Source organism: Micromonospora sp. NPDC049101, assembly GCF_040648675.1.
In the GTDB taxonomy this organism is placed as follows: domain Bacteria; phylum Actinomycetota; class Actinomycetes; order Mycobacteriales; family Micromonosporaceae; genus Micromonospora.
This window is the reverse complement of record NZ_JBEZED010000007.1, coordinates 262,199-273,773: the sequence shown is the minus strand read 5'-3', so window position 1 is coordinate 273,773 and position 11,575 is coordinate 262,199. Positions and strand designations below refer to the sequence as shown.

8 protein-coding genes are annotated in these 11,575 nt (G+C 71.7%); 5 read left to right on the top strand and 3 right to left on the bottom strand.

Features of this window, described 5'->3' with window-relative positions; genetic code table 11:
* The first annotated feature begins 326 nt into the window (after window positions 1-326).
* Window positions 327-1,052, top strand: a complete 726-nt coding sequence (locus AB0B57_RS12700) for a methyltransferase domain-containing protein (RefSeq protein WP_357068363.1) — start codon at window positions 327-329, stop codon at window positions 1,050-1,052.
* Between the two features lie 107 nt (window positions 1,053-1,159).
* Here AB0B57_RS12700 and AB0B57_RS12695 read toward each other — a convergent pair whose 3' ends face one another.
* A complete protein-coding gene (locus AB0B57_RS12695; RefSeq protein ID WP_357068361.1) occupies window positions 1,160-2,773 on the bottom strand; it encodes an amino acid permease in 1,614 nt (537 codons plus the stop codon).
* Window positions 2,774-2,973: 200 nt separating this feature from the next.
* Between AB0B57_RS12695 and AB0B57_RS12690 the strand changes: the two genes are divergently transcribed.
* Together AB0B57_RS12690 and AB0B57_RS12685 are read left to right on the top strand one after the other, a co-directional pair.
* Window positions 2,974-4,629 carry a family 10 glycosylhydrolase gene (locus AB0B57_RS12690; protein WP_357068359.1) on the top strand — a complete coding sequence of 552 codons (1,656 nt, stop codon included), beginning with the start codon at window positions 2,974-2,976 and terminating at the stop codon, window positions 4,627-4,629.
* 181 nt (window positions 4,630-4,810) lie between these two features.
* The gene (locus AB0B57_RS12685; RefSeq protein ID WP_357068357.1) at window positions 4,811-5,344 is read left to right on the top strand and encodes a phospholipase; all 534 of its coding nucleotides are present in this window, start codon (window positions 4,811-4,813) and stop codon (window positions 5,342-5,344) included.
* Between the two features lie 152 nt (window positions 5,345-5,496).
* On the opposite strand, the gene AB0B57_RS12680 is transcribed toward AB0B57_RS12685, so the two are convergent.
* Together AB0B57_RS12680 and AB0B57_RS12675 are read right to left on the bottom strand one after the other, a co-directional pair.
* Window positions 5,497-8,337, bottom strand: a complete 2,841-nt coding sequence (locus AB0B57_RS12680; protein ID WP_357068355.1) for an adenylate/guanylate cyclase domain-containing protein — start codon at window positions 8,335-8,337, stop codon at window positions 5,497-5,499.
* A gap of 152 nt (window positions 8,338-8,489) precedes the next feature.
* Window positions 8,490-8,702 carry a zinc ribbon domain-containing protein gene (locus AB0B57_RS12675; RefSeq protein WP_357068353.1) on the bottom strand — a complete coding sequence of 71 codons (213 nt, stop codon included), beginning with the start codon at window positions 8,700-8,702 and terminating at the stop codon, window positions 8,490-8,492.
* Between the two features lie 54 nt (window positions 8,703-8,756).
* Between AB0B57_RS12675 and AB0B57_RS12670 the strand changes: the two genes are divergently transcribed.
* On the top strand, window positions 8,757-10,418 hold the full coding sequence (locus AB0B57_RS12670; protein WP_357068351.1) for a lytic murein transglycosylase: 1,662 nt from the start codon (window positions 8,757-8,759) through the stop codon (window positions 10,416-10,418).
* A 72-nt stretch (window positions 10,419-10,490) separates the two neighbouring features.
* Window positions 10,491-11,507 (top strand): GNAT family N-acetyltransferase, encoded by a 1,017-nt coding sequence (locus tag AB0B57_RS12665; RefSeq protein WP_357068459.1) that lies wholly within the window; start codon window positions 10,491-10,493, stop codon window positions 11,505-11,507.
* The last annotated feature ends 68 nt before the right edge of the window (window positions 11,508-11,575 follow it).

Below are 11,575 nucleotides of genomic sequence, written 5' to 3'. Positions count from 1 at the left end.
CACGGCGCGGCCCGGTGCCCGGCGCGGCCCGGTGCCCGGCGCGGCCCGGTGCCCGGCGCGGCCCGGTGCCCGGCGCGGCCCGGTGCCCGGCGCGGCCCGGTGCCCGGCGCGGCCCGTCGGTCGCGGTTCGGCTCGTGACGGCGGTGTCTCCTGCGAGCGTGATGCCCCTGAGTCATCTTGATGCCTGTGTGGCATCAAGACGATTGCCCTCCTGCCCCGCATCCTGCGACACGCCCAAGGGCCGCCGCGCCGGAGCAGGCGACGACGCGGACGAGCGGGGCATACCGGGCGCGATTGCGGGTAACGCGCGGCGGGAGGTGGCCCGAATGGTCGCTTTGGCACAGACTCCGCCCTCGGCCGACCGGCTGCGGGCGATCGACGAATCCCTCACCCAGGCATGGGCGGACCAGGCTCGACACGATGACCGGCTGCGGGGCTTGGCGGTCGAGGTGCGGTTCGACCGGGGGGTGGCCCATCTCAGCGGAGACGTGGCCGAGCCGGCCGAGCTGCGGTTGGTGCGTGACCTGGTGGGCCGGCTGGCCGGCGTCTACGGCGTCTGGTGCCGGGTCGGCATCGGCGGGCGGGCACCGGTGGTCGTGGACCTCGGCTGTGGTCCGACCAAGCAGTGGTCGAGCAACCTGGGGCTGGACATCTATCCGGCGCCCGGGGTGGACGCGGTCGCGGATCTTTCCGGTTCGCTGCCGCTGGCCGACAACTCGGTGGACGTCCTCTTCGCGGTGCACATCCTGGAACACCTGATCGACTTCCTGCCGCTGGTGGACGAGTGCCACCGCGTACTCCGTCCGGGTGGTGTGCTGCACGTAATGAGCCCCTGGTGGGGGCACGTGAACGCGGTGGCCGACCCGACGCACGTCCGGTTGATGGACGTGCAGACGTTCAAAGGAATCTGCCAGCTCCGGCCGCCGGGCGCCCCACGGTGGTACCCACTGCACGCGGGCTGCGACGGCGCCTCGATCTTCGCCGACCTGACCCCCCTCCCCGAAACCGCCGACCCAGCCCCCCACTCCCACCTAGCCCGCTTCTTCGACTAACCCCCCCTCCCACCCCACCCCACCCCCACCCCCACCCCACCCCCACCCCGCGTTGATCATGGAGTTATAGCGGCGACACACCGTCATCCATGGCAATAACTCCATGATCAACGAGGAGGTCGGGGGAGGGGCCGGGGGGCCGGGGGGCGGGGGGCCGGGGGCGGGGGGGCTGGGGCGGGGGGACTGGGGGCGGGAAGGGGGGCGTGGGGCGGGGGAGGGTTAGCTTTCGGTGGTTGGGGTGCGGGGGTTGGGGTGACCGCTGGTTCGTGTTGGGCCAGGCGGTTGCGGCGGTAGCCGTAGCCGAAGTAGATGATCGCGCCGAGCAGCATCCAGGCCAGGAACCGCAGCCAGGTCTCCACCGACAGGTTGAGCATCAGGTAGAAGCAGGCCAGCGCCGAGACGATCGGCAGCACCGGGGAGAACGGCACCCGGAACGGGCGCTCCAGGTCCGGGCGCTTGCGGCGCAGGATCGGCACCGCGATCGACACCAGCACGAACGCGCAGAGCGCGCCGATGCTGACCAGGTCGGCGAGCGCGGACAGCGGCAGGAAGCCGGCCAGCAACGCGACTGCCACCGTCATGATCGCCGAGATCCGGTACGGGGTGCCCCAGCGCGGGTGAACCGCCGCGATCGACGGTGGGATCAGCCCGTCCCGGGCGATGGCGAAGCCGATCCGGCCCATCGCCACCAGGTCGACCAGGATGACGCTGGTCAGGCCGGCGACGGCGGCGATGGAGACCAGCACCGCCGCCCAGCCCGCGCCGACCGCCTCGAACGCCGACGCGATCGGGGCACCCCTGTCGATCTCGGTGTACGGCACCATTCCGACCACCACCAGCGAGACGCCGATGTAGAGCAGGGTGGAGATCAGCAACGTGCCGAGCAGGCCCAGGGTGAGGTCCCGCTTGGGCTTCTTCGTCTCCTCACCCAGGTTCGCGACGGCCTCGAAGCCGGTGTACGCGAAGAAAACCACAGCGGCGGCGCTGAGCACCCCGACGAAGCCGAAGACCGACGGTTCCAGCCCGAAGAGCGCCTGCGTGACAGGTTGCTTGATGCCGTCGTCGCCGCCGCCCGCGGGCTCGGCCGGCGGGATGAACGGGCTGAGGTTGGTGGCCTTGACGAAGAACAGACCGGCCACCACCACGAACACGCAGATGGCGACCTTGACCAGCACCAGCAGGTTGGTGATCCGGGAGGACTCCCGGATGCCGACGATCGCCACGACACCCAGGATCAGCACGATGGCGATGGCGCCGATGTTGACGGTGCTGCCCTCCTCGCCGAACCAGCGGGTCGGCAGGTCGAGCAGTTCGGCCAGGTAGCCGGACCAGCCTCGGGCCACCACGGCGGCGCCGAGCGCGAACTCCAGCAGCAGGTCCCAGCCGATGATCCAGGCGACGATCTCGCCCATCGTCGCGTACGCGTAGGTGTAGGCGCTGCCGGCGGTCGGCACGCTGGAGGCCAACTCGGCGTAGCAGAGCGCGGCGAGCAGGGCGACCACGCCGGCGATGGCGAAGGAGATCACCACGCCCGGGCCGGCGCTGTCCCGCGCCTCGATGCCGGTGAGCGTGAAGATGCCGGTGCCGATCACGATGCCGATGCCGAAGCCGGTGAGGTCGACGGCGCCAAGCCGTCTCTTCAGCCCGAGCGTGCCGTCACTGCCGTCCGCCTCACCCTGGGCTATCACGTCCTTGATTGGTTTTGTGCGCAGCACGGACACCCGGTCACCCCTCCCGCCGTGCGACCACCTTCGTGGCGGTCGGTAACCGGCGTTGCTACCCAGCGGCGCGATTGGTCAACCACGAACCCTTGCGGCAACGGCCAGACTGTGAAAATTTCCTACCAGCAACGCGGACATCCAAGGCGATTCTTGCCGTGTGCCGCGAACCATCCGGGAGCCCCAACGGAGGGACACACCGCATGAGAGCCACCCGACTCGGAGTCGTTGGGCTGGTCGCAGCCCTGCTCGGCACGTCTGTCACCGCCACCCCCGCGAGCGCCGCGACCGATGCCGCCGCTCCCACCACCACCTGCGTCACCGACCCGGCCACGCCGAAGCGTCAGTTCCGGGCCATGTGGATCTCGTCGGTGGTCAACATCGACTGGCCCAGCAAGGCGTCCCAGAGCAGCCCGGACCGGGTCGCCACCCAGCAGGCGGAGTACCGGGAGCTGCTCGACCTCGCCGAACGGCTGCACCACAACGCCGTCGTGGTGCAGATCCGGCCCACCGCCGACGCGCTCTGGCCCTCACCACACGAGCCCTGGTCGGAGTACCTGACCGGCGTACGTGGCCAGGACCCCGGCTGGGACCCACTGGCCTTCCTGGTGGACGAGTCGCACCGGCGCAACCTCGAGTTCCACGCCTGGTTCAACCCGTACCGCGTCTCCATGCCGGCCCCCGGCGGCGCCGGCGCCGACCCGACCCAGCTCGCCCCGGGCCACCCGGCCCGGCAGCACCCCGACTGGACCTTCGCCTACCCGCCGGCCGGCGTCGCCGGCAGCCGGCTCTACTACAACCCCGGCATTCCCGAGGTACGCGAGTTCGTGCAGACCGCGATGATGGACGCGGTCAGCCGGTACGACATCGACGGCGTGCACTTCGACGACTACTTCTACCCGTATCCCAGCGGCACCTACCAGGTGCCCGACGATGCCACCTTCGCCACGTACCACCGGGGCTTCACCGACCGGGCCGACTGGCGGCGGGACAACATCAACCTGTTGATCCAGGAGATGAGCACGAAGATCAAGGCGGCGAAGCCGTGGGTGAAGTTCGGCGTGAGCCCGTTCGGCATCTGGCGCAACAGGGCCGTCGACCCGCTCGGCTCGGACACCACCGGCAGCCAGTCGTACGACATCATCTCCGCGGACACCCGCACGTGGATCAAGCAGGAGTGGATCGACTACGTGGTGCCGCAGCTCTACTGGTACATCGGCCAGTACCCGGCCGCCGACTACGCGCGCCTGGTGCCGTGGTGGGCCGAGACGGTGCGCGGCACCCGCGTGCAGCTCTACATCGGTCAGGCCGACTACAAGAGCGGCGACCCGGCGTACGGGCCGTACTGGCAGAAACCACGGGAGCTGTCCGACCACCTGACGCTCAACCGGTCGTACCCGGAGGTGCAGGGCAATGTGCACTTCTCGGCCGTCCAGGTGCGGGCCAACCGGCTCGGTGCCACCGACAACTACGCGGCCGAGCACTACTCGCGCCCGGCGCTGGTGCCGGCCATGCCGCACCTGCCGGCCAGGCCGCTGCTCTTTCCGGTGGTCACCGCGGCGGCCCGACAGACTGACGGGGTACGGCTCACCTGGCGTCAGCCCGCCGACGGCGTCGGCCCACTCGGCACCGCCACCTCGTACGCGATCTACCGGTTCGACGGCACCACGCTGCCCGGCCGGTGCGCCACGGCCGACGCCGCGCACCTGGTCGACACCGTCCGGGCCACGCCCGGCGGCACCCAGTCCTGGGTGGACACCTCGGCCGAGCCCGGCCAGCGCTACACCTACCAGCTGACCGCCCTGGACCGGTCGGCCAACGAGAGCCCCACCAGCCCGCCGGTGTTCGTCCTGCGCTGACCCGCTCTCGTCGAATGCCCCGGGTGCCCCTGGCAGCCGGGGCATTCGCCTGTTTCGACACATGTCACCAATAGTTTGCGAGGCGCATTCCCGCTGGTCGACCCCTTGATCGAAACTTATCGACATCCGGTAACCCGCCGGTAACTTCCGGCCCACCCGCTCACCCCCGCGGAGGTAACCCGTGCCCCGACGTCTCGCCACCCTGCTCGCCTCGGGCGCGTTAGCGCTGCTCGCCACCCTCACCATCGCCTCCCCCGCCGCCGCCGTCACCCCCGCCCAACGGCTCTCCGTGCTGTCCAGTTGGACCCAGACAAGCGCATCCAGCTACAACTCGTGGAACAGCGCCCGGCTCAACCGGGCACCCTGGGCCGAGTACAACTTCACCTGGTCCACCGACTACTGCTCGTCCAGCCCGGACAACCCGCTCGGCTTCACCTTCAACCTGGGCTGCTACCGGCACGACTTCGGCTACCGCAACTACAAGGCGGTTGGCCAGTTCTCCGCCAACAAGTCCCGCCTCGACAGCGCCTTTTACGAGGACCTGAAGCGCGTCTGCACCACGTACAACTCGGTCGTCCGGCCGGCCTGCTACAGCCTGGCCTGGACCTACTACCAGGCGGTCAGCATCTTCGGTTCGGTAGCGGCCGTCCAGCAGGCCGACATCGACCGCGCCGCCCGAATGAAGGCCCAAGCCGAAGCCCAAGCCCGCACCTAACCCCCTCTCCCCCACCCCACCCACCCCACCCCCCACCCCACCCCCCACCCCCCTCTCGCCCGTTGATCATGGGGTTATTGCCCGTCCGCCCGGCGTGTCGCAGCTATAACCTCATGATCAACCGCGGTGGGGGTGGGGGTTCGGGGGTTTGGTTAGGCGCGTTCGGTGCGGGTTGCTGGGTGGCGGTCGGGGTCCAGCGGGCGGCGGGGGGTGGGCTGGGACAGGCCGGTGCTGAAGCGGGTCGAATCCGCTGCCAGGTCCGGATGTTCCACGTCCAGTGCCAGCGCTGCCGCCTCGTCCAACCCCAACTCGGCGCCCTCGCCGTACGCGTCGTCGAAGACCGTGTCGCCCAACACCGCGCGCAACTCCGCCTGCTGTTCGGCCCAGTAGCCGCCGAAGATGCCCGGGGTCGCACGCATGCTCGCCCGGGTGGCCTGCGCTGCTCCGAACAGGCGCGCCGCAGTCAGCCGGTCCCCGCCGATCGCACAGCGCACCGCGATGGCGTTCAACGTGTCGCAGGCGCGGCCGTGGTAGCCGTGACCCATCCGCGAACGCAGCGCCACCAGCAGGTGCTCGTGTGCCGCGATCACGTCGCCCCGGGCCAGCGCGACCATCCCGAGCAGCATGTCCACCGACCGCCGGCCCCGCTCCACCGGGCGGGCCGCCTCCACCGGACGCACCGCCCCCAGCAGGTCCGCCGCCTCCTCCAGGGCACCGCGCCGCCAGAGCAACTCGGCCAGGCTGAACACCGCCAACAGCGCCTCGCCGACCACGTCCTGCCCGTGCGCCCAGTCGATGACCTCCCGGCACACCCGCTCGGCCTCGACGAACTGCCCCATGTCGACAAGCGGTGCGGCTCTGCCGGCGAGCACCCGGGCCAGCAGCCCGGCATCACCGGCCTGTCGGGCGGCGGCCTCGGCCCGCTGGGAGTAGCGCAGCTCCTCGGCGAACTCACCGTCCGCGCCGGCATGCAACGAGTGCATGTGGTAGACCGCCGCCAGCTCCGCCTCCGGGATCCGCTCACCCGTCTCGGCGATCCGCCCGTACAGCCGGAACAGCCACAGCCGCCCCTCCCGGGCCAGGCCCCGCTCGAGCCACCACTGGTCCAGGCCGCCGGCCAGACCGAGACCGGCACGGGCACTGCCGCCGGTGGCGCACCACCGCAGCGCGGCGCGTACCTCCCCGGCCAGGGGGTCGAGGGCGTACAGCGACAGGGTCACCGGGCGGCCGTCCTGGCCCAGGTGCGCCCGGTCCACCGCATGGGCCGACCAGGCCACGTGCCGGTCCCGGGCGGCCTGTGCCTCACCCGCCTCGGCCAGCCGCCGCGCCGCGTACGCCCGGATGGGGTCGAGCATCCGGTAGGTGCTGCCGGTGGCTCGCGGCTCGGCCAACACCATCGACTTGTCCACGAGCACCGAGAGCGGATCCAGCGGGTCGTCACCCAGCAGCCACTCCACAGTCGCCAGGTCCACCGGCCCGGCGAAGACCGACAGCCACCGCAGCAGGCGGGCGGCCCGGGGCCCCAGCGTCCGGTACGACCAGGTGACGGTGGCCTGCATGGTCAGGTGCCGCTCGGTGGCCGAGCGCTGCACCGCCCTGCTCGCCGGAGTGGGCGGCGACGCCCCGGACGCCGCGGCCACCAGGTCCACGGTGTCCTGCTGGTTGCCCGACCACCCGCGCTCCACCGGCGGCGGGTCCGGGTCCTGACGACCGGCGTCCAAGGTGCCGAGAACGTCGTCCAGGCGCTCCGCGAGCTGGCCGACGGAGAGCACCCGCAGCCGGGCGGCGGCCAACTCGATGGCGAGCGGCAACCCGTCCAGGCGCTGCACCACCCGGCGGAGGTCGGCCGACTCGGCTGGGTCCGGTCGTCGGCCGCCGCGCGCCGCCGCCGTACGGTCCAGCAGCAGCGCCACCGCGTCGCTCTCCGTGCCGTCCGCCCGTGGGTCGACCGAGAGCGGCGGGATCCGCCACACCACCTCGCCCGGCAGGCTGAACGACTCACGGCTGGTCGCCAGCACCCGCACGCCACTCCCGCCGGACAGCAACCGCGCGATCACCTCCGCGCAGGCGGCCGGCTGGGTGTCACAGGTGTCCAGGACGACAAGCATGCGGCGGGCCGCCGCGTACTCGACGAGGGTGTCCAGCATCGGCCGGCCCGGCTCGGGTCGCAGGCCGAGCACCGCGGCGATTGCGAACGCCACCAGACCCGGGTCGGTCACCGCGGCGATGTCGACGAACCAAACCCCATCCGGGTACGCCTCGACGACCCCGCTGGCCAACTCCACCGCGAGCCGGGTCTTGCCCGCCCCGCCCGCGCCCAGCACCGTGATCAGGCGATGCTGCTTGACCAGCAGGCCCAACTCGACGCGCTCGGCCTGCCGGCCGACGAACGACGTCACCTGGGTCGGCAGGTTGTGCGCCACCGCGTCCGCGGTGCGGGGCCGGGGGAACTGCCGCTCCAGGCCCGGCGCGACCAGTTGGAAGAGTCGTTCCCGGTCGTCGAAGCCACGCAACCGGTGCAGGCCCAGGTCGAGCAGGGTCGCACCGGGCGGCAACGGCTCGGCGCGACGGGCGGTGGACGCCGAGCAGAGCACCTGCCCACCGTGCGCGGCGGCGGCCACCCGGGCGGCCCGATGCACCTCGGGGCTGGCGTAGTCGCCGTCGCGCGGCTCGGCGTAACCGGTGTGCAGGCCCATGCGTACCCGGGGTGCGGCTTCGGCGGTGGGCCAGTCGTGGTTGGACAGCGCCCGCTGGGCGGTCAGGCAGGCGGTCAGCGCCGAGGCCGCGTCCTCGAAGGCGAGGAAGAACGAGTCGCCCTCGGTCAGCAACTCCGCGCCACCCGTGCTGGCCAGCGTCCGACGCAGCAGCCGTCGGTGCTCGGCGAGCACCGGCCGGTAGTCCGGGCCGAGCAACTGGGCCAGCCGGGTCGAGCCCTCGATGTCGGTGAACACGAAGGTCACCCAACCGCTCGGGAGCTGGATCCGTGGCGACATGCGTGGAACCTCCGCCCGTAACGTCGGGTTCATGCTGCCTGAGTCCGAGCGGTAACGCATCGTGAGAACGGCCGGGCAGATGCCGCCTCAAAGTGCCACTCGAACCCGCTCACGGCAAGGCCAGCCCACCAGGTGGCGGAGAATGGGTCCGATCAGCAGCCGCAAGCGCCGCCGCAACACCCGCCACCGGCGGACGTCGGAGCACTGCCGGCCCCACCCCGGCCGGTGACCGCGACCGCGGAGAGCAGCTTGACCGTGTCGGCGTGCCCCTCTGGGCAGGTGGCCGGGTCAGCGGCCGCCGCCATCGAACGGTTGACCTCGAAAGTGTCGCCGCAGGCGCGGCAGCGGAACTCGTACCGGGGCATGTGCCCAGGGTACGTGGATCTGACGTTCGGCGGAGGATGGGTGATACTCGACGGGTGGTGGACGGCGAGGACGACACGCGTGTGCAACCGTTACGACCGGCCGCGCCGCTGGACGGGCCACTTGAGGGCTCCGGGGCCGCGCCCGACCCGGTGCCCGCGGTGCCCCGCCCCCGCCGGCCCTGGCTGAATGGCCGGATCGGGGGTACCCCGACCACACCCCCCACCAAGGCCAGCCCCGCCGACCCCACCGGGTCCAGCCCGACCGCGAGCGCCACCGGGTCCAGCCCGGACGCGAGCGTCACCGCTCCGGGCGCGAAGCCGTCGGCCGCGTCCGATCCGGTCGCCGACGGCAACGCCGACAGGCAGGTCGAGGCACTCAAGTCCGAAGCGAAGGCCGAAGGGTCGAAAGGCGAAGACCCGACGGCCGCCAGCTCGGAAACCGGAGGCCCGGAGGCGACCGGTGGCGCCGGTGACCCGACCGCGTCGAAGTCCGCCACCGAGCCGAAGACCGACAGCGCGAAGACCAACGCGCCGGCCGACAGCGCGAAGACCGACGTGCCCGCCAACAGCGCGAAGACCGAGGCGCTGGCCGACGGCGCGAAGACCGACGTGCCCGCCGACAGCGCGAAGACCGACGCCTCGGCCGACGGCGCGAAGGCCGTGACCGTGGTTGGCGCCGGGGATCCGGCGAAGACCAGTGTGGACGAGTTGCCCGTCGTGGCGGCCTCCGGCACCGCCCGGCGACGGCGGGTGCCGTTCGCGCACGCGGTACGGCTGCCACCGCGCCAGGCGGCAGCCTCCGCCGCCCGTGCGACCCGAGCCTGGGCTCGCCGGCCGAGTGGTCGGCTCACACTGCCTGGCCTCTTCCTGCTGGCGCTTGTGGGCGCGACCGCTGCGGCGGGCGCCCTGCTCGTGCCGGCCACGATCCGCGCACCCCGTCCGGTCGCGGCCGACGCTTCCGGCACACCCACCGTGCCGCCGGGGGCCCCGTCCGGCCTGCCCACCGGGCTGGTCCCGACCGGCCCCGGCCTGCCCGGAGGCGGACTGCCCAGCGGCGGGCTACCGAGCGGCGGACTACCGAGTGGCGGGCTGCCGAGCGGCGGGCTGCCCAGCGGGCCCGCCATCGGGCCGGGGGTCGGCGGGCGTCCGTCGGACGCCCTGGCGGGCTGGGCGCAGCAGATCGCCGGCAAGGTGGGCATTCCGGCCGTGGCCATGCAGGCGTACGGCTACGCCGAGCTGATGCTCGCCCAGACCAACCGCAGCTGCGCGCTGAGCTGGACCACGCTGGCCGCGATCGGTCAGGTCGAGTCGGGGCACGGCTCGGCCAACGGTGCCCGGCTGGGGCAGGACGGCAAGGCGCTGCCGAAGATCATCGGGTTGCCGTTGGACGGTAACGGCGGTCGGATGCGGATCATCGACACCGACCGTGGGGTGCTCGACGGGGACCTGACCCTCGACCGCGCCATCGGGCCGATGCAGTTCATCCCGACCACCTGGCAGGAGATCGGCGCGGACGCCGACAACGACGGGGTCAAGGATCCGCACGACCTGGACGACGCGGCGCTGGCGGCGGGCAACTACCTCTGTAAGGGTGGTCGCAACCTGAGCATCCCCGGCGACTGGTGGAACGCGATCCTCTCCTACAACGACGTACGGCGGTACGCCCAGGACGTCTACGACACCGCCAACCGGTACGGACGGGCCAGTCGCCTGTGAAGTGATCGTCTCGATACGTTGGAGAACTGGACACTTCCCCCCGGCCTCTGTTAGCGGCAAGCTAGACAGGTGATGGTGCGCGAGTGGGACCCCAGGACCGCGTCGTCCGCCGAGATCGCGTCGCTGCTGGTCACGCTGAACGCGGTGCTGGCGGCCGATCTTCCGCAGGACCCGCCGTGGCGGGAGACCTCACTGCGGGAATACCTCGCCGAGGTGATGCCCGGCGAACGGCGGATCTCGTGGATCGCCCAGGCCGAGCCGACCGGCCCCGATGACCCGGGCGCGGTGCTCGGCCAGGTCCACGTGCTGCTCCTCGGTGACATCGGTGTGCTCGAGGTGCTGGTGCACCCGTCCGTGCGACGCGGCGGCCTCGGTCGTGACCTGGTGTTGCGTGCCGCCCGCCGGGTCTACCAGGAGGGTTTCCAGTCGATCGGGGTCGAGGTGGTCGGCGACACGCCCGCGGTCGGGTTCTTCGAGTCGCTCGGCTTCACCCGGGAGTACGTGGAGACGCGCAGCGTGCTCGACCTGACCGCGGTCGACTGGGCCGAGCTGGCCGAGATGGCCACCGGCGTCGCCGCGGGCTACCACCTGGAGTTCTTCCCCGGCGGGCCACCGGACGACCTGATCGAGGCGTACGCGCGGGCGAAGGCCGAGGTCCGCGACGTCGACGACGGTGAGCTGCGCCCCAGCTCCTACGATCCGGAGCGGCTGCGCGACAGCATCGACACCCTGCACCGGCGAGGCATGAAACCGTACATCGTGCTCGCTCGGCACGAGCAGAGCGGCGAGGTGGCCGGCCTGACCGAGGTGGTGGTCCCCGCACAGCACCCCACCCGTGCCGACCAGTACGACACGATCGTCGCGCAGGACCACCGGGGCTACGGCATCGACCGGGCGATCAAGGCCCGGATGCTGCTGGAGCTGCGCTCCGCCGAGCCGGAGCTGATCGAGGTGCAGACCTGGAACGCGCAGGCCAACGAGGCGATGCTGAAGGTCAACGCGGAGCTGGGCTACCGGACCGACCGGGACTGGTGCGAATACAGCGTCGACGTCGCCGAGCTGGTGCACCGACTCGATCCGCCGCGCTGAGGGAATTCACGCAACTGTCCACTAGGGGATGGACGGTGGACAGTCGGGCACCTTAACGTGCGTTGACT